Here is an 18,861-nt window from a genome sequence, read left to right as displayed (position 1 = left end):
CGTGCTGGGTAACCGGGCAGTCTTGACCCAGCCGGAGTTGCCGGCAGTGTCCGTTTTGGTGTTGTGGAGCGCGCAGGCCGCCCGCACACCGGATGCGGTGGCGGTCAGGTGTGCGGGGCGGTCGCTGACCTATCGCGAGCTGGATGAGGCGTCAAATCGGTTGGCGCACTTGCTGGCCGGCCGTGGTGTAGGGCCGGGTGAGTGTGTGGGGCTGCTGTCTTCGCGGTCGGTAGAAGCGATCGTGGCGATGTTGGCGGTGCTGAAAGCTGGGGCGGCGTATCTGCCGATTGATCCGCAGTATCCACGGGCGCGGATGGAATTTATGCTCGCTGATGCTGCGGCGGTGGCGGTGGTTACCACCGCGGATTTGGTCGGACAGCTAGCCGGGTTTGACGTGTTGGTCGTCGATGTCGATGATCCCGCCGTTGGCAGCCAACCGAGTACGGCGCTACCGGTGCCGGGTCCCGAGGATATCGCCTACCTGATCTACACCTCGGGCACCACCGGGGTGCCTAAAGGGGTGGCCATCACCCATCACAACCTCACCCATTTGGTGGAGTCATTGCCCACTGATGTGGCCCGGGCCTCGGTGTGGACGCAGTGTCATTCCTATGTCTTTGACTTTTCGGTAGGGGAGATTTGGGCTGCGCTGCTGGGCGGTGGGCGCCTGGTGATCGTGCCAGAGTCGGTGGTCGGCTCACCAGATGAGTTCCATGACTTGTTGATTGAAGAGAAGGTCAGTGTGCTGACCCAGACTCCGTCGGCGGCGGCGATGCTGTCACCGGAGGGTTTGGGGTCGGTGGCGTTGCTGGCGGGCGGTGAGCCGTGTCCAGCCGAGTTGGTCCAGCGCTGGGCACCGGAGCGGGTGATGGTCAACGCTTACGGCCCTACCGAGACCACGGTGTACGCGGCGATGAGTGCCCCGCTGGTCGCGGGGTCGGGTGCGGTGCCGATCGGCGCGCCGATGCCGGGGGCGGCGTTGTTTGTGCTCGACGGGTGGTTGCGGCCGGTGCCGACCGGGGTGATCGGTGAGTTGTACGTGGCCGGCCGCGGGGTGGGCGTGGGATATGTGCGCCGCGCGGCATTGACCGCATCGCGGTTTGTGGCCTGCCCGTTCGGGGCGCCCGGACAACGGATGTATCGCACCGGGGACCTGGTGTGTTGGGGCCCCGATGGACAACTGCGCTATCTCGGGCGCGCGGACGAGCAGGTCAAAATCCGCGGGTACCGCATCGAACTCGGCGAGATTCAAACGGCCCTGGCGGGTTTGGCCGGCGTGGAACATGCGGTGGTCATCGCCCGCGAAGACCGTCCGGGCACCAAGCGTCTCGTCGGTTACATCACCGGAACAGCGGATCCGTCCACGGTGCGCACCGCGCTGGCTGAGCGACTGCCCGCGTATATGGTCCCGGCCGCGGTCATCGGCTTGGACGCGTTGCCGTTGACCGTCAACGGCAAACTCGACACCCGCGCCCTGCCGGCACCGGAGTATCGGGATGGCGGTGATTACCGGGCACCAGCCAGTGCGATCGAGGAAATCCTGGCCGGCATCTACGCCCAGATCCTCGGGCTCGAGCGAGTCGGCGTCGACGACTCCTTCTTCGACTTGGGTGGGGATTCACTCTCGGCGATGCGCCTGATCGCCGCGATCAACACCAGCCTGGACGTCGCCCTTGCCGTGCGCACGGTGTTCGAAGCGCCTTCCGTTGCAAGCTTGAGTCTGCGGCTGGGCGAACCTGACAGCTCGGTAGAAGTAATCCCGGTAGAGGTCCTCAACGAGGGCACAGGTGTGGCGCTGTGCTGTATCCATGACGGTTTCGGGCTTAGTTGGTCGTATCGGACCCTGGGCAACTATTTGGATTGCCCCATCATTGGCATCAACCAAATGCTGCAAACTAACGAACCTGAATCTGCATCGATTCGTAGCCTGGCGGCAAGCTATGCGGACCGACTCCAAGCCGTTTATTCGACCGGGCCTTACAAGCTTCTCGGCTGGTCTTTTGGGGGCGTGGTAGCACACGAGCTCGCTGTTGAGCTCCGTCGGCGGGGGTGTGTAGTCGAACGACTCATACTGTTAGACCCTTCGCGGAACGACACCAACACCGCGAAAATCAAAGCTGCAGACGAGAATCAAGTTCTGGAACAGCTCTTGCGAACGAACGGTATTGACATTCCCGTACATTCGGGTCCGCTTACCTACCGGCAGGCCGAGCAACTGATTCAGCAGCAAGGAGAAGCAGTGCAGGCTGCTCTTCCGTCCAAGCAGCTCTTGGAGTTCATGCTGAAGAGTGTTAACGCTAATCAGCTGTACCTCCTGGAACACGTACCGGATGTTTTTGATGGGGATGTGACCATATTCTCTGCTGGACGAAGTGCGACCGGCCGGGATCTGCCCTTGCTACAAAGTTGGCGCCCGTATGTCGCCGGCGAAATCACAGAGCACTCGGTCGACTGTGGACATCACGACATGCTGAGCGCCGAATCGCTGAGTCTGTATGGCGAACAACTCAAGCTATTAATAGATCAATAATTGCGCGATTCTTTGCTGTTGATCGGACAGCATCGACCGAAAGGCAGAGGATGAAACGGCGGGCCCTCAAGGCGCGGACGGCCGATGCGCCGATGCTGTTTCCCGCGCTGGAAATGCACTACCCCAGCGGGCAGCGGGTTAGCGAAGATGAGTTCGCGATCCGGATGCTGTCGCCGGGATTCCGGATGGCGGTACATGCGATGGCGTGGCAGCCATTACGCGGCCTGATGGCTCGGTCAGTGGACAAACAGATGCCGGGCTTCTGGGGTGGCGTAGTCGCGCGCAAGCGATACGCCGACGACGAGGTCGCGGACGCACTGTCCGCGGGGATCAAGCAGTTCGTGATCCTGGGCGCGGGATTCGACACGCGCGCGTTTCGCCTGATTGCACGTGCTGGCGCCGCCGCATTCGAAGTTGACTTGCCGGAGAACACGGCGCGCAAGAAAGCGCTACTCGAGCGACTGCTCGGCGGGGTGCCTGCCTCAATCGAGTTGGTTGCGGTCAATCTAGAAACCGGGGACCTCGAGAATTCCCTTGTAACACACGGGTTTCAGTCTGAACGGCCGACAATGTATGTCATCGAAGCGGTCACGCCCTACCTGTCGCACGATGCGATGGCCCGGCTTTTCACGGTACTGGCCAAGGCGCCCGAGTCGAGCCGGCTCGTCTTCACCTACATTTTGCGCGAATTCCTCGAGGGCAAACAGCTTTACGGTTGGGACAAGGCCTACCAGCGATGGGTTGTGAAGGAAGGGATCTACCAATTCGGTCTTTCGCCGGCGGGAGTCGGCGACTTTCTGCGGCAGTACGGCTGGACCGAACGCGAACAAGTCGGTTCGGCGGAATACCGCGCGCGGTATTTTGAGCCCGCCGGTCGGAACCTAACCGGCATCGACGTCGAAAGGTTCGTCGCGGCGCAGAAGGCCTAGCGACCGGCGTCGACCCTCTAAGCTGGTCGGCATGCCCCTTTCAGGTGAATATGCACCCAGCCCCCTCGATTGGTCCCGGGAACAAGCCGACAAGTACGCGGCGTCGGGCGGCACCGAAGCCACCGAGATGCAGGGAAAGCCCATCATCTTGCTCACCACAGTCGGAGCAAAGACGGGCAAACTTCGCAAAACCCCGCTGATGCGCGTCGAACACGACGGCGAGTACGCGATCGTCGCCTCGCTGGGCGGCGCCCCGAAGCACCCCGTGTGGTACTACAACGTCAAGAAAAACCCGCGCGTCGAGTTGCAAGACGGCGCAGCGACCGCCGACTACCAGGCACGCGAGGTGTTCGGCGACGAAAAGGCCACCTGGTGGGAGCGCGCGGTCGAGGCCTGGCCCGACTACGCCAAGTACCAGACCAAGACCGACCGGCAAATTCCGGTGTTTGTCCTCACCCCGGTGGATTGAGCCGACGCGCGCGCCAGAAACAACCGCATGGCACCATTGATCGGTGTCCGCCGAACCGGCCGAGAGGCCCAGCGCCCAGAATTGCCCGCTGCTGTCGGCAGCGGATATCGAGGCGGCGGCAAATCGGATCGCCGGCGTAGTCACGCCGACGCCGCTGCAGTTCAGCGACCGGTTATCGGCGGCGACGGGCGCCACGGTCTATCTCAAGCGTGAAGACCAGCAGGCAGTTCGTTCCTATAAATTGCGCGGCGCCTACAACCTGTTGGTGCAACTGCCCGAGGAGGAGACCGCCGCGGGTGTGGTGTGTTCGTCGGCGGGCAACCACGCGCAGGGTTTCGCGTTCGCCTGCCGCGCCCTGGGCATCCACGGCCGCGTCTATGTGCCGGCCAAGACGCCCAAGCAAAAGCTTGACCGCATCCGCTACCACGGCGGGCACTTCATCGAGCTGATCGTCGGCGGATCGACCTACGACTTGGCGGCCGCGGCCGCCCTGAACGACGTGGCGCGCACTGGGGCGACGCTCGTCCCGCCCTATGACGACCTGCGGACGATGGCCGGTCAGGGGACGATCGCGGTCGAATTGCTCGGCCAGCTCGACCGCGAGCCAGACCTGGTGGTGGTCCCGGTCGGCGGGGGCGGATGCATCGCCGGCATCACCAGCTACCTGGCGGAGCGGACGACCAACACCGCGGTGCTGGGTGTCGAACCGGCGGGTGCGGCGGCGATGATGGCTGCGCTGGCCGCTGGCGAGCCGGTGACGCTCGATGATGTGGACCAGTTCGTCGACGGCGCCGCGGTGAATCGGGCCGGCACACTGACCTACGCCGCGCTTGCCGCCGCCGGTGACATGGTGTCGATCACCGCAGTCGACGAGGGCGCGGTCTGCACCGCCATGCTGGACCTCTACCAGAACGAAGGCATCATCGCCGAACCGGCCGGCGCGCTCTCGGTGGCCGGCCTGCTGGAAGCCGACGTCGAACCGGACTCGACGGTGGTGTGCCTCATCTCGGGCGGCAACAACGACATCTCCCGCTACGGGGAGGTGTTGGAGCGGTCGCTGGTCCATCTCGGGCTCAAGCACTATTTCCTGGTCAACTTCCCGCAGGAGCCCGGCGCGCTGCGCCGATTCCTGGACACCGTGCTCGGGGCCGACGACGACATCACACTGTTCGAGTACGTCAAGCGCAACAACCGCGAAACCGGTGAGGCGCTGGTCGGCATCGAGCTGGGATCGGCGGCCAACTTCGACGGTTTGCTGACCCGGATGCGCGCCACCGATATCCACTTCGAATGCCTCGAACCCGGGTCGCCGGCCTACCGTTATTTGCTGTAACCGGGCTCATCGCCCGCGGGTAATTATCGGAATGTGTATGGTTGGTGTATGTCACGCACCAATATCGACATCAACGATGAACTCGCGGCAGAGGTCATGCGCAGGTTCGGGTTGTCGACCAAGAAAGCGGCCGTTGACCTGGCTTTGCGGCGGCTGGTTGGTGTCCCGCTCAGCCGTGACTTCTTACTGAGCATTGAAGGTATCGGCTGGCACGGCGATCTCGACGACATGCGAAGCGAACAGCCCGACGAATATTGATGCTCCTCGTCGACACTTCCGTTTGGATTGAATATTTCCGCGCGACCGGATCAACCGCGGCCATCGAACTACGCCGTCTCCTGTCCGAGGAACCCGACCAGATCGCCATGTGCGAGCCCGTGGCCATGGAGATCTTGTGCGGCGCCCTCGACGAAAACTCGTACACAAAGCTTGAGCAACTGGTGAACGGCTTGCCGTCGCTGCAGGTCGACAATACTGTCGACTTTCGCGCCGCAGCCGGAATTTATCGCGCTGCGCGTCGTACCGGCCACACGGTTCGAAGCGTCAACGACTGCCTTATCGCGGCGGTGGCGATCCGGCACAGCGCACAGGTTGTGCACCGCGATGAAGACTTCGACGTCATCGCAGGCCTGACCGGATTGGAGGCCACATCACTTCGTTGAGTGGATTCGTTCCTCCACAGGGTGGGAACCTAGGTTCGGAGCCTTGATGCCAGTGGTACGACGCGACGAAGGAGGGCAATGACGCCGGCAATCTCGACAGCAGAGGACGCAGACCCTCGCACGGCAGAAGATGAGCGGAAAAGTCCCGGCATGGATGAGGCCGGGGTCCGAAGAATTCTTGATATCGCGCTGCGTTTCGGCCAGCTGCTGCTGGGCTCGCAGGCGGGAACGGCGGACGTCACCTCCACCATCGTGGCGGTCGCCACTGCCTACGGTCTTCCGCAGACACAGGTCGATATCACCGCGAACTCGATCACGGTTTCGGTCCCCCGGGGTGTGCCGGGCGCGCCGGTCAGCGCGATGTATCTGGTGCAGTCGCGTTCGCTGGACTACACGCGACTGCAGCTGACCACCGATCTCGCCCAGCACGTCGTCGACGCCACGCCGGAACCCGAGTGGGTGCAGCGGCAACTGGACACCTTGGCGGAGGCGGCACATCCGTATCCACGCTGGGTAGCCACCGTCGGCTGGGCCGTGATGGCCGGCGGCTTCTCCGTATTGATCGGTGCCGGACCGCTGGTGGCCGTGATCTCGGCGCTGACCACTGCGCTGATCGACCGGGTCGGTCGCATCCTCAACCGCCGCCACCTGCCGTTGCTGTTCCAGCAGGTGGTCGCTGCGGCGGTGGCCACCGGCGTCGCTATCGGACTCCACGCGGCCGGTTGGCTGCCCGACAACACCCCGATGTCACCGGTGGTCGCGGCCAACATTGTGGTCTTGCTGTCAGGGCTGGCCACCGTCGGTTCGGTGCAGGACGCCATCACCGGCTACCAGCTCACCGCGGTGTCGCGGATGATGGACATTTTGCTCTCGTCGGCGGGCATCCTGGTCGGCGTCTCGATCGCGGTACGGATCGGTCGGGCGGCCGGTGTAAACGTCCAGGTGATCCCGGATATGCCGGTCATCGCCGCGCTGAGCGTGCCGGTGTATATGGTGGCGGGCGCACTTGGGGCTGCCGCGGCGGCGATCGCCGGCTACGCGTCGATCCGCGCGGCGTTGGCGGCAGGCATCGCCGGGGCAACCGCAACGTTGCTGTTTTTCGGGCTGCAACTGATCGAGATCAACACCATTGCGAGCTCGTTCGTGGCCGCGGCGGCCACCGGCCTGGTCGGAACTTTGCTCGCGCCCCGGCTGCGGGCCACCCCCTTGGTGATCATCATGGCTGGCATCGTGCCGTTGGTTCCCGGGCTGACCCTGTACCGGGGCTTCGTCCAATTGGTCAACGGGCAGCCGACCGCCGGCGGAACGCTCGGGATGGCCGCAGGACTGGCGTTGGCGCTGGGCGCGGGCGCGGTGCTGGGTCCGCTGCTCGCGCCCTCTGTCCAGCGTGAACTCGCTCGGTACCGCCACCGCGTTCGGGCAGGTTCGAGGCGCCAGGTGCTCACCCGGTACCGCATGCCGCAGCTCGCCGGCATCCGGTACATCGGGCGCAGATCCGGCTCACGCGCGTAGAACGATCTCAGACCGACTCGATCTGCAGTAGCACCTCATCGTTGGCACGAAAGATGGGCTCAAGCGGTACATCGCATCGCTCGGCCATTGCGATCAACGACTTCGACCAGACCCGGTCGGCCGACGAAGCCGGGCCTCGTCCGGGCCCTGTTATCAGCAACGCGACCGTGGAACCGGATGCCAGGTCGTCGAGCAGTGTGCGCAGTGCCGACATGAAATTCTTCAGAAATCGCGCCTGTGGCCGCGGTCCGATCGGCGTTTGGCTAAGCATCTTGGTCAGCCGACGATCCGGCCCGACGAAACCGAACCACAACAACCGCTCCCCAAATCCCAGTGGTCCCATCAGCGCCCGCCATCGTTCCAGTAGGTCCGCCGTGGAATGTATGGGGTCCGTGGCCGTTTCGACAGGTGGGATGGGCGCTGGCGCGTGCTGACTCATCTGCGAATCATCAGCGGCGCCCGCCGTCAGCGGTAGTCAGTTATCCACAGGGCGCAGCACCGCGAATGAATGCCCAGGCAACTCGGTGGTGTCATTGCCAACTTGAGGCGGATCCCACGCCAGGACCACTTCGCCGGTGATGGGGATTCGTGTCGCCTCGGTGCCGAGGTTGCACGCGATGGCGAGCCGGCCGCGGCGCATCACGATCCAGCGGGCCGCTTCGTCGTAGTCGACACTCAGATCGGCCAGCCACGGATCGGCCAGGTCAGATTCGGTGCGCCGTAACGCGATCAAATCTCGGTAGACGCCCAACAACCGGGCGTGCTCGTCGTCGTCCACCTCGTCCCAATTCAGCTTGGAGCGCTGGAATGTCTGCGGATCTTGCGGGTCGGGAATGTCGTCGGCATCCCAGCCGTGCTCGGCGAACTCGGCCTTGCGTCCCTGGGCGGTAGCGCGGGCCAGTTCGGGTTCGGGATGGGAGCTGAAAAACTGGAACGGAGTTGACGCACCCCACTCTTCACCCATGAAAAGCATGGCGCTGTACGGGGATCCGAAGGCCAGGGCAGCCTTGACAGCTAGCTGGCCGAAGCTCAGGTTCTGCGACGGGCGGTCCCCGACGGCGCGGTTGCCGACCTGATCGTGGGTACAGGTGTAGGCCAGCAGCCGGGTGGCGGGAATTGCCGATGTGTCCAGTGGCCGGCCGTGTCGACGGCGGCGAAACGACGAATAGGTGCCGGCGTGGAAGAAGCCATGGCGCAACGTCTGCGCCAGCGTGGCCAGCGACCCGAAGTCGGCGTAATAGCCCTGGCGCTCACCGGACACCGCGGCGTGGATCGCGTGATGAATATCGTCGTCCCATTGTGCGGTGATCCCGTAGCCGCCGGCTGAGCGCGGCGTGATCAGCCGTGGATCGTTGAGGTCGCTTTCTGCGACCAGCGACAGCGGGCGGCCGAGTTGCTCGGCGAGCGCATCGGTTTCGGTCGACAGCTCCTCGAGGAGGTGGATCGCAGTGGTGTCCACGAGCGCGTGCACGGCGTCCAGGCGCAGGCCGTCGGCGTGAAAGTCGCGCATCCAGCGCAGCGCGCAGTCGATGATGTAGCGGCGGACCGCGTCGGAGTCGGCATCGGCGATATTGATGCCTTCACCCCATGGGTTACTGGCCGACGATAGATACGGGCCGAAGCGCGGTAGGTAGTTGCCCGATGGGCCGAGGTGGTTGAACACCGCGTCGATCAGCACACCGAGGCCGCGGCGGTGGCAGGCGTTGACGAACCGCGCCAGCCCGTCGGGGCCGCCGTAGGGTTCGTGTACCGCGTACCACAGCACGCCGTCGTATCCCCAGCCGTGGCTGCCAGAGAACGCGTTAACCGGCATCAGCTCGACGAAGTCGACGCCGAGATCGACCAGATAGTCCAGTCTTTCGACAGCTGAGTCGAAGGTGCCGGCTGGTGTGAACGTCCCGAGGTGCAGCTCGTAGATCACGGCCCCCTCGACCGATCGGCCAGTCCAGCTCTCATCGGTCCAGGTTGGGGCCGACGCGTCCCACAGTGCGGAGCGTTCGTGCACGCCGTCGGGCTGCCGCGGAGATCGCGGGTCGGGCAGAACCGTGGGGTCGTCGTCGAGCAGATAGCCGTACCGGGCACCGGATGCCGCGTCGACGTCGGCGTGCCACCAGCCGTCGGCCGCCCGGGTCATCGGGTACACCGCGCCGTCGACGTCAAGGCGCACCTGCTCAGGTATCGGTGCCCACACCGAGAATTCGTGCATCATGTGCGTTCCAGCAGGGCCACCGGCAACCCGGCAAACAACTCGGCCGCAGACGTGGGCCCGCTGCGCGCGGCGCCGCTGAGTGTGTCGGTCCAGTCGCCGTCGGGCAGCGAGATCACCGTGTCACCCCATCCGCTGTCCTGCAGATGCACCGTCCAGCGGGTGACCGCCACCAGCACGTCGTCGCCGCGCAGGAACGCGACGACGTGTTCAGCGGCCGACCCGGTGGCCAGCACCGGATGATAGCCACCGTGCAGGAAGGTCTGCGGTCGGCGCCGCCGCAGTTGCAACGCCGCGGCAACAACTTTGATCTTCGGGTGGTCCAGACTTTTCAGGGCTGCCCGCCGCGCGGTGTAGTCGACTTGCCGCCGGTTGTCCGGATCGACCAGGCTGTCGTCCCACAGCTCGGTGCCCTGGTAGATGTCCGGGATGCCGGGGACGGTCAGGGCCAGCAACTTCTGGCCGACCGCGTCGTTGTCGGCGTGCGATCCCAGTTGGGCGACAAGGCTGGTCAGTTCGCGAGCTGCGGGCCCGTCGAGCACTGCGTCCAGCCAGCGGTGCACCGCGCTCTCGAAGTCGGCATTCGGATCGTGCCAGGAGGTATGCCATGCCGCTTCCCGGATGGCCTTCTCCGCATAGGCATGCAGCCGTTCCCGCAGGCTGCCGGTAACGACGCCGTCGACTGGCCATACGCCGAAGATGTTCTGCCACAAGAACAAACCGGTTGCCGCATCGGGGGAGGGCGTACCGGTCTCCCAGCGGGCGACGAACTCTGCCCACAGCGACGGAACCTGCGACAGCACACCGATGCGGGCGCGGACGTCCTCACCGCGTTTGGTGTCGTGGGTGGACAGTGTCGTCATTGTCTGCGGCCACAGCCGGGCCCGGGTAGCGGCGCTGTGGTGAAACTCCGCGGCGCCCACGCCGAACCGCTGCGGGTCGCCGCCCACCTCGTTCAGCGACACCAGCCGAGCATCCCGGTAGAACAGGCAGTCTTCGACTGACTTGGCAGTGACCGCGCCGCACAGCTGCTGAAGCCGCACCGCAGGCTCACCGCCGTCGGTGATCGCGGCGGCGATCAGCTGCAGCGCTGGCCCCAATTCCGGTGCGCCCGCAGCGGTTTCGGCAAGAGCGGTGGGCAGCACCGCCGACAAGCCGCGGTAATCGGTTCGATACACGTCAATGTGGCCGAGCAGCGCGGCCACCGCGTCGGGCAGCTGCGGATCGTCGGCACCGGTGGCGGCGACGATGCAGCGCCGCAGTCGGGCCAGCTCGCTGGCGAGTGTGTCGGTGGTTGCGACGGCCTTGAGTTCACGCAGCAGTGCCGGCATGGCCTGATAGTCCACCCCGGCCGATTCGACGAGCGCCGTCAACGCCGGCGCCCCTTTCGGGTCGATGAAAAGGCCGCCGATTTCCCGCAGCACGTCATAACCGGTGGTGCCGGCCACCGGCAAGGTCGGCTCCAAAGCTTCGTCGGCGGCCAAGATCTTCTCGATCACAATCCAGGCGTCGGACCCGAGCAGCGTGCGCAGCGAGCTCAAATACCCAGCGGGGTCGGATAACCCATCGGGGTGGTCGATGCGTACGCCGTCGACCAGCCCATCGCCGACCCAGCGGGCGACCTCGGCATGCCAGGCGTCGAACACCGCAGGGTCTTCCTGACGAAGTCCGGTCAGCGAGGTGATCGAGAAGAAGCGACGATAGCCGCATACTCCGTTCCGCCAGCCGACCAGTCGGTAGTGCTGACGGTCGTGCACATCGGGACCGCTGCCGTCGCCGGTCCCGGGCGCGATCGGGAAAGCCAGGTCGCCCAGCCGTAGCAGCTCGCCGTCCACCGTCAGGTCGGCGGCGTCGTCGTCAGAACCCAAGACCGGCAGCACAATCCGACCCTCGCCGAGCTGCCAGTCGATATCGAAGAATCCCGCGTAGGCCGACGACCGCCCGTTTTGCAGCACATCCCACCACCACGGGTTCTGCTGCGGTTGGTCGACCCCAACGTGGTTGGGCACGATATCAACAATCAAGCCGATCTTCCGCTGCCGTGCAGCCGCCGACAGCCGGGTCAACCCCTCAGCGCCGCCGAGTTCGGCGGAGACAGCCGTCGGATCGGTGACGTCGTAGCCGTGCGTCGACCCACGCACTGCGGTCATGATCGGCGACAGGTACACGTGCGACACCCCGAGCTCGACTAGGTAGTCCAGCAGGTTCTCCGCGTCACCGAAGGTGAATGCAAACCCGCTCGAGGCGCCCCTCAGCTGCAGTCGGTAGGTGGACAGCACCGGAGAAGCCATGCGTCACATCGTCTTACGCAATACGAGCAGAGCACGACTAGGTAACGAGATCTCATCGCCGTCGGTCACGACCAGCTCCACCGCACCGGTGGGATCGGTGGTATCCAGCACTGCCGTCCACTCTTGTGCGTAGTCCTGGTGGGGCATGATGAAGTCCACCACATGGTCGTGAGCGTTGAAGCACAGCAGAAATGAGTCGTCGACTACGCGCTCGCCGCGGCGGCCGGGCTCGGGAAGCGCCTCGCCGTTGAGGAACACCGCGATGCTCTTGCCGAAATCACTGTCCCAGTCCTCCGGGGTCATCTCCTGGCCGGCCGGCGTCAGCCAGGCGATGTCGCGCACTTCGTCGCCCCTGCGGATCGGTTGGCCCGCGAAAAACCGGCGGCGACGAAACACTGGATGCTCGGTGCGCAAGCCGGTCACTGTCCGGGTGAACGCCAGCAGGTCGGCGTTCTTGTCCGCCAGCGACCAGTCCATCCAGGACAGCTCGGAGTCCTGGCAGTACACGTTGTTGTTGCCCTGTTGGGTGCGGCCCATCTCGTCGCCGTGGGCGATCATCGGGGTGCCTTGCGACAACATCAGCGTGCCCATGATGTTGCGCATCTGCCGCGCGCGTAGCTCGAGGATGTCGGGATCGTCGGTGGGGCCTTCGACCCCGCAGTTCCACGACCGGTTGTAGCTTTCCCCGTCGCGATTGTCCTCACCGTTGGCCTCGTTGTGCTTCTCGTTGTAGGACACCAGGTCATTGAGCGTGAACCCGTCGTGGGCGACGACGAAGTTGATGCTGGCGCTGGGGCGCCGCCCGGTGGCTTCGTAGAGATCCGACGACCCGGTCAGCCGGGACGCGAACTCGCCGAGGGTTGCGGGCTCGCCCCGCCAATAGTCACGCACAGTGTCGCGATATTTCCCGTTCCATTCGGTCCACAAACCCGGGAAGTTGCCTACCTGGTAGCCGCCTTCGCCGATATCCCACGGCTCGGCGATCAATTTGACCTGACTGACCACCGGGTCCTGCTGAACCAGATCGAAGAACGCGCTCAACCGGTCGACGTCGTAGAACTCGCGGGCCAGTGTGGATGCCAGGTCGAATCGGAACCCGTCGACGTGCATTTCGGTCACCCAGTAGCGCAGCGAATCCATGATGAGCTGCAGGGTGTGTGGGTGGCGGGCGTTGAGGCTGTTGCCGGTGCCGGTGAAATCCTTGTAGAACCTCGGATCGTCGTCGTCCAGCCGGTAGTAGGCGGCGTTGTCGATGCCGCGGAAGTTGATGGTCGGGCCGAGGTGGTTGCCTTCGGCGGTGTGGTTGTACACCACGTCGAGGATCACCTCGATGCCGACCTCGTGGAAGGTGCGGACCATGGTCTTGAACTCGGCCACCGCGCCGCCGGCCTGGCGGTTTGCCGCATACTGGTTGTGCGGAGCGAAGAACCCGAAAGTGTTGTAACCCCAGTAGTTTCGCAGCCTCAACTCGATCAGCCGGTGGTCGTGCAGGAACTGGTGAACCGGCATCAGCTCGATTGCGGTGACGTTCAACGACTTGAGGTGGTCGATGATCACCGGATGTGTCAACCCGGCGTAGGTGCCGCGTAATTCGCGCGGAATGCCGGGATGCGTCTGGGTCATGCCTTTGACGTGAGCTTCGTAGATCACTGTCTCGTGGTAGGGGGTGCGCGGCGCGCGGTCGGAGGCCCAGTCGAAGAACGGGTTGATCACGACGCTGGTCATGGTGTGGCCCAGCGAGTCGACCATCGGGGGAGTTCCGGTCTCGGCGGGGTTTTCAGCCGCAGCGGCCAGGTCATAAGAGAACAGCGCCTGGCCGAAAGTGAAGTCACCGTCGAACGACTTCCCATAGGGATCGAGCAACAGCTTGCTGGGGTCGCATCGATGCCCGGCTGCCGGGTCGAACGGCCCATGCACCCGAAATCCATACCGCTGCCCGGGACTCACGGTCGGCAGGTAGGCGTGCCAGACGTACCCGTCGACCTCGTCGAGCGCGACGCAGGTCTCCACGCCCTGCTCGTCGATCAGGCACAACTCGACCTTGTCGGCGATCTCGGAGAACAACGCGAAATTCGTGCCGCCGCCGTCGTAGGTGGCGCCAAGCGGGTAACTGTTGCCCGGCCACACCGTTGTCTGGGTGGGCGCGCGGTCCGGTTGCGCAGCTGTCCTGCGGAATGCCATTAGTCCAACTTATCTGCGCCGGAGAGCTTCGGTCATACCCCGCCTCCTCCCCGGGCCGTTTCGGCCCGCATCGTCGCCGGGGGCGTCACCACCAACCGGTGACAGCGGCGACCTGCCGCCCCAGCTCACCTGCCAGCGTGCGCGTATAGGTCGCGGACAAATGGTGAGCGTCGTGATAGATCAGCACATTTCCCTCCGCAGCGCGACACATCTCGGCTCGGCACACCGCATCGCTCATGTCGAGTGGCTTGAGTACTGGAAACTGCTCGATGAAGTCGAGGGTCGGATTGTGGTCGGACAGCACGTCGGCACGCTTCATCCCGCACGACTGCGCGTTGCCGCCCTTGGCCAGACAGTCGGCCGGCTCGAATGGCTTGCCGTCCCTGACCATCCACGGCGTGTCGCGCATCGCCAGTACCGGAATGTTGTTGTCCGAGAACGTCTGCCAGATGCCGATATAACTGGCCGGCATCACGTCGCCGGCCTTGATGTTCCACGGCCGAGTCGAGGTGGTGAAGACGTAGTCGGGCCGGTCGGCGACCAATTTGGCCATGGTCTTCTGCACCCAGTCACGGCATTCCGGATACGGAGCGTTGTTGCCCATGATCAACGGGGTCTCCTCGGTGGACAGCGGGCAGCCCATCTTGAGGTAGGTCACCACTTTGAAATGGTGCATGCGGCCCAGCAGATCCAGTGCGGTGAGCCAGTGTTCGGCGTGCGATCCGCCGGCCAGCGCGATGGTCCGGGTGGCCTGTTGATCGCCATAGCTGCAGTTGATCAGCGCAGCATTTTTGAAGTCGCTGATGCAGCCGTCTCTGGTCGACGGAGGCAGATCCTTGCTGGCCTCCAAGACAGTGGGCCGCATCCGCAGCTTAGGCACCCGCACGTGCTTGACCAGTGCCCGGGCACCGGGATAGTCACGAGAACTGAGTCCGCTCAGCTCTTTGCCGCCGGCGCGCTGCACGGTGACGTGCTCACGCCAGGTGAATGACGTCGCGGTGAGCGTCACGCCGAGCAGGGCCACCACTGATCCCAGCACGATGGTCGGGCGGCGCAGCCGTGCCCGCCACGGGATGGTTCTGACCGGCTCCAGCGCGGCCTGGAGCGGTGCGCGATAGCGCAGCGGATCCTCGACCAGTCGCATGGTCAGGTAGGCCAGCACACCGGAGATCAGCAAGATCACGGTGCCCTCGACAAAGTTGGCGTGTCGATGGCCGGTATAGGACAGCCAGAAGATCAGCAGCGGCCAGTGCCACAGGTATAGCGAATACGCCATCGCTCCCAGGGTCACCAGCGGCCCCGCGGCGAGCATCCGGTTGAGGAGCGGCATCCGGTCGCGGGTGCTGGGATGCGCCTGCCGGTTAGCCCCGGCGAGGACGAACAGCACCGTCGCCCCGACGGGGACCAGTGTCCACGGCCCGGGAAATTCCCGGACGCCGTCGATGAGCGCGCCGCAGGACAGGATCGCGGCCAGCGCGATGGTGGAAATGACAGTGCGCAGCCACATCGGCCACCGGATGTAGGGGACCAGCGCGCCGGCCAGCGCCCCCAACAGCAACTCCCAGCCACGCGCGAAGCTGTTGTAGTACGCGGTCGCCTGGCTGGCCTGGTGAGCGAAAATCGCGTAGCCGAACGACGCCGCAGTCAGCGCGCTGAGTAGCACGACGAACATCGTCCGCAGCCGATCGCCGAACCGTCGTCGACACAGATAGGCCGTCCCGAAGACCACCACCAGAAAAGCGATGTAGAACTGGCCTTGCACCGACATCGACCAGATGTGCTGCAGCGGGCTGACCGCTTCGCCCGCACGCAGATAGTCGGCCACCGTGCCGGCCAGCTCCCAGTTCTGGTAGTAGCCGAGGCTGGCCAGGCTCTGGTTTGCGAATGTTTCCCACCGGGTCTGAGGCTGCACCAGGATGGTCAGCACGGCGCATGCGGCCAGCACCACCACCAGCGCCGGCAGCAGCCGGCGGACCAGTCGGGTCACTTCCGGCAGCAGCGCCAAGGATGACGCTGGGTTGAGCGCGGCACGCAGCACCTTGCCGCCGAAGAAGAAGCCCGACAGCGCCAAAAACACGTCTACGCCGCCGGACACCCGGCCGAACCAGACGTGGAACATGGCGACCAATGCGATCGCGATACCGCGCAGCCCGTCGAGATCGTGGCGGTAGAAGCCGGCTTTTCGGTTCCCCATCGCAGCCGGTGCGGACTCCGAAACGGCCGAGGGCGCCGGGCGGGTCGGGGTCAGGAGAGTCATGGTCGACAGACAATTTACCTAACCGCCGGGCTGCCTTTCGACCAGTCGTCACGCAGCGAGCGGTCTGAGCAGCCAGCGGACCGAATCGATAGTCGTGGGCATCCTTCCCGCATGATCCGGGAAGGATGCCCACACCCCCCATCCCGGCCTCGGCGGTGGAGGCCGAAACATTTTGCCGGACGGAACTTCTGCTTATGTCACGGTCTGGGGGTCAGCGAGGTTCGGTGGCCGGCACCGCGGAGTGGCTTTCAGGTCAGGAATCGATGATTCGGGTCACATAGGGCGCCATGTTGGTCGTACGTGCCGCCGAGACCGTGACGGCGGGTTCGGTGCCCTCGATCATCTGGCCGTTCCCTAAAAACAGGGCCACGCTTTGGCTGCCGCCGGGGCCATAGCAGATCAGGTCGCCGCGGCGGGCCTGCGCCGGTGGGACCTTGCGGCCGACACTGCACTGCTCGTTGGATCTGCGCGGCAGTTTGAGCCCTACGCCGGCGAAGGCATATTGGATCAGGCCCGAGGCGTCGAAGCCGACTGTGCCGGGGGTGGTTCCGCCGGGCAGGGTCCCGGTGCCCGGAACGGTCCCGACCCCGGCGCCCGGCAGGGTTGCGGTATTGCCCGGAACGGTCCCGACCCCGGCGCCCGGCAGAGTGGCCGTACCGGGGAGCGTGGTGCCCGGGAGCGCGGAAGTACCAGGCAGGCCGGTGGTGCCAGGCAGGCTGGAGGTGCCGGGAGCGGTGCTGGCACTTTGCCTGACGCCGGTGGTGGGCCCTGAAGCGTTGCCGCCGCCGTACACGAACGGCACCCCGCGCTGGGAAAGGGCGCGTTGGACCACCATCTCGATGTGCTGCTGTCCATAGCCGGTAGGCCATGAGCGCTGGTCAGCGGCCGCCAGGCCGGGACTGACCACCGCGGGGGCAAGCAACATCGTCAGGCTGGTCGCCACGGAGTAGACGCGTTTCATTGGATTCCACCTCTCGGACCGCTGTTTTCACAACAGCCACTTAAACCACTTCTGCAACAAAGCGTACCGGCGATTGCCGCGGTGACTAAATCGGCGAAGGAGAATTTGTCGTACCGTGACCGCGCGGTGACCGCTGACCGCCGTTTCGCCGCCGAGTGGTCGCAAAAGCCGCGTTTTCCAGGCTAAACAGGCGGTTTTTGGGTTTGGTCGCCGTAGCGACTTACGCTCAGTCTCCATGCCCGCGTTGACGCCCGAGCAGATCAGCGCAATCGATGCCGCCCACCTGTGGCACCCGTACAGCACTATCGGCGCGGAGGCCGTGGCGCCGGTGGTGGCGGTGGGCGCCCGGGGCACGTGGCTGACACTGATCCGCGACGGCAAACCGATCCGGGCCCTCGACGCGATGAGCTCGTGGTGGACCGCGATCCACGGGCACGGCCATCCGGTTCTGGACACGGCGCTGGTAACCCAGCTGGACACGTTGAACCACGTCATGTTCGGCGGGCTGACCCACGAACCGGCCGCACGGTTGGCGCAGCTGCTTGTCGACATCACGCCCACCGGGCTGCAGACCGTATTCTTCAGCGACTCCGGATCGGTGTCAGTGGAGGTCGCGGTGAAGATGGCGCTGCAGTACTGGCGCAGCCGCGGGCGGCCGGGCAAACACCGGCTGATGACCTGGCGCGGCGGATATCACGGCGACACTTTCACGCCGATGAGCGTCTGCGACCCCGACGGTGGCATGCACCAGCTATGGACCGACGTCCTGGCCACCCAGGTGTTCGCTCCACAGGTGCCCCGTGACCACGACCCGGACTACACCGCGGCATTCGAAGCCCAGCTGGCCGAGCACGCTGCCGAACTCGCCGCCGTCGTCGTCGAACCCGTGGTGCAGGGGGCCGGCGGCATGCGCTTCCACGATCCTCGCTATCTGCAAGACCTGCGGGATATCTGCAGCCGGTATGAGGTTCTGCTGATCTTCGACGAAATCGCCACCGGATTCGGGCGCACCGGCGAATTGTTCGCCGCCGACCACGCTGGCGTCAGCCCGGACATCATGTGCGTCGGCAAGGCCCTCACCGGCGGCTACCTCAGCCTGGCCGCCACGCTGTGCACCAGCGACATCGCGCGCACCATCAGCGCCGGCGAGGCCGGCGCACTGATGCACGGTCCGACGTTCATGGCCAACCCGCTGGCCTGCGCGGTATCGGTGGCCAGCGTGCAGTTGCTGCTCGGTCAGGATTGGCGTTCGAAAGTCGGCGAGATCAGTGCGGCGCTGACCGCCGGGCTAGAACCTGCGCGCGGGCTGCCGACGGTGACCGACGTGCGGGTGTGTGGCGCGATCGGGGTCATCGAATGCGACCGGCCCGTCGACCTGGCGGTGGCCACCCCGGCCGCGCTGGACCGCGGGGTGTGGTTGCGGCCATTTCGCAACCTCGTCTATGCGATGCCGCCGTTCATCTGCACACCGTCCGAAATTGCGCAGATCACCTCGGCAATGGTCGACGTGGCGGCGCTCGTAAGCTGAAC

The 18,861-nt window shown here is 65.1% G+C and carries 14 protein-coding genes; 8 read left to right on the top strand and 6 right to left on the bottom strand.

Going from position 1 to position 18,861, the window contains the following annotated elements:
- The 7 genes from AC5Y49_RS20075 to AC5Y49_RS20045 all read left to right on the top strand — a co-directional run.
- A partial coding sequence (locus AC5Y49_RS20075; RefSeq protein WP_499890240.1) for a non-ribosomal peptide synthetase occupies nucleotides 1-2,530 on the top strand: 2,530 nt, incomplete at its 5' end.
- Nucleotides 2,531-2,580: 50 nt separating this feature from the next.
- A complete protein-coding gene (locus AC5Y49_RS20070; protein WP_499890238.1) occupies nucleotides 2,581-3,459 on the top strand; it encodes a class I SAM-dependent methyltransferase in 879 nt (292 codons plus the stop codon).
- A gap of 31 nt (nucleotides 3,460-3,490) precedes the next feature.
- Nucleotides 3,491-3,928 (top strand): nitroreductase family deazaflavin-dependent oxidoreductase, encoded by a 438-nt coding sequence (locus tag AC5Y49_RS20065; RefSeq protein ID WP_499890236.1) that lies wholly within the window; start codon nucleotides 3,491-3,493, stop codon nucleotides 3,926-3,928.
- 43 nt (nucleotides 3,929-3,971) lie between these two features.
- Nucleotides 3,972-5,261: a threonine ammonia-lyase gene (gene ilvA, locus AC5Y49_RS20060; RefSeq protein WP_499890234.1), complete on the top strand. Its 1,290-nt coding sequence runs from the start codon at nucleotides 3,972-3,974 to the stop codon at nucleotides 5,259-5,261.
- Between the two features lie 48 nt (nucleotides 5,262-5,309).
- Nucleotides 5,310-5,519, top strand: a complete 210-nt coding sequence (locus AC5Y49_RS20055) for a type II toxin-antitoxin system VapB family antitoxin (RefSeq protein WP_499890232.1) — start codon at nucleotides 5,310-5,312, stop codon at nucleotides 5,517-5,519.
- Entirely contained in the window at nucleotides 5,519-5,923 is a 405-nt protein-coding gene (gene vapC / locus AC5Y49_RS20050; protein WP_499890230.1) for a type II toxin-antitoxin system VapC family toxin, read from the top strand. Before AC5Y49_RS20055 ends, vapC begins: the two co-directional genes overlap by 1 nt.
- A 78-nt stretch (nucleotides 5,924-6,001) precedes the next feature.
- Complete coding sequence (locus AC5Y49_RS20045; protein WP_499890227.1) at nucleotides 6,002-7,435, top strand: threonine/serine exporter family protein; 1,434 nt, start codon at nucleotides 6,002-6,004, stop codon at nucleotides 7,433-7,435.
- Between the two features lie 7 nt (nucleotides 7,436-7,442).
- Here the strand turns inward: AC5Y49_RS20045 and AC5Y49_RS20040 are convergent, their stop codons facing one another.
- The 6 genes from AC5Y49_RS20040 to ripD all read right to left on the bottom strand — a co-directional run bounded on the left by AC5Y49_RS20040 (nucleotide 7,443) and on the right by ripD (nucleotide 17,331).
- The gene (locus AC5Y49_RS20040) at nucleotides 7,443-7,778 is read right to left on the bottom strand and encodes a hypothetical protein (RefSeq protein WP_499890224.1); all 336 of its coding nucleotides are present in this window, start codon (nucleotides 7,776-7,778) and stop codon (nucleotides 7,443-7,445) included.
- 132 nt (nucleotides 7,779-7,910) lie between these two features.
- Entirely contained in the window at nucleotides 7,911-9,641 is a 1,731-nt protein-coding gene (gene treZ / locus AC5Y49_RS20035) for a malto-oligosyltrehalose trehalohydrolase (RefSeq protein ID WP_499890280.1), read from the bottom strand.
- The gene (gene treY / locus AC5Y49_RS20030; RefSeq protein ID WP_499890222.1) at nucleotides 9,641-11,932 is read right to left on the bottom strand and encodes a malto-oligosyltrehalose synthase; all 2,292 of its coding nucleotides are present in this window, start codon (nucleotides 11,930-11,932) and stop codon (nucleotides 9,641-9,643) included. The genes treZ and treY overlap by 1 nt, the downstream gene beginning before the upstream one ends.
- A 3-nt stretch (nucleotides 11,933-11,935) precedes the next feature.
- A complete protein-coding gene (glgX, locus tag AC5Y49_RS20025) occupies nucleotides 11,936-14,113 on the bottom strand; it encodes a glycogen debranching protein GlgX (protein WP_499890221.1) in 2,178 nt (725 codons plus the stop codon).
- An 85-nt stretch (nucleotides 14,114-14,198) separates the two neighbouring features.
- Nucleotides 14,199-16,370: an acetyltransferase SucT gene (gene sucT / locus AC5Y49_RS20020; protein WP_499890218.1), complete on the bottom strand. Its 2,172-nt coding sequence runs from the start codon at nucleotides 16,368-16,370 to the stop codon at nucleotides 14,199-14,201.
- Nucleotides 16,371-16,623: 253 nt separating this feature from the next.
- Complete coding sequence (gene ripD / locus AC5Y49_RS20015) at nucleotides 16,624-17,331, bottom strand: NlpC/P60 family peptidoglycan-binding protein RipD (RefSeq protein ID WP_499890214.1); 708 nt, start codon at nucleotides 17,329-17,331, stop codon at nucleotides 16,624-16,626.
- 235 nt (nucleotides 17,332-17,566) lie between these two features.
- Between ripD and AC5Y49_RS20010 the strand changes: the two genes are divergently transcribed.
- Nucleotides 17,567-18,859, top strand: a complete 1,293-nt coding sequence (locus tag AC5Y49_RS20010) for an adenosylmethionine--8-amino-7-oxononanoate transaminase (RefSeq protein ID WP_499890212.1) — start codon at nucleotides 17,567-17,569, stop codon at nucleotides 18,857-18,859.
- Nucleotides 18,860-18,861: the final 2 nt, after the last annotated feature.

It is taken from the genome of Mycobacterium sp. NGS62 (genome assembly GCF_059812285.1).
The sequence above is the reverse complement of the archived record's forward strand: the minus strand, read 5'-3'. Positions and strand labels throughout refer to the sequence as shown.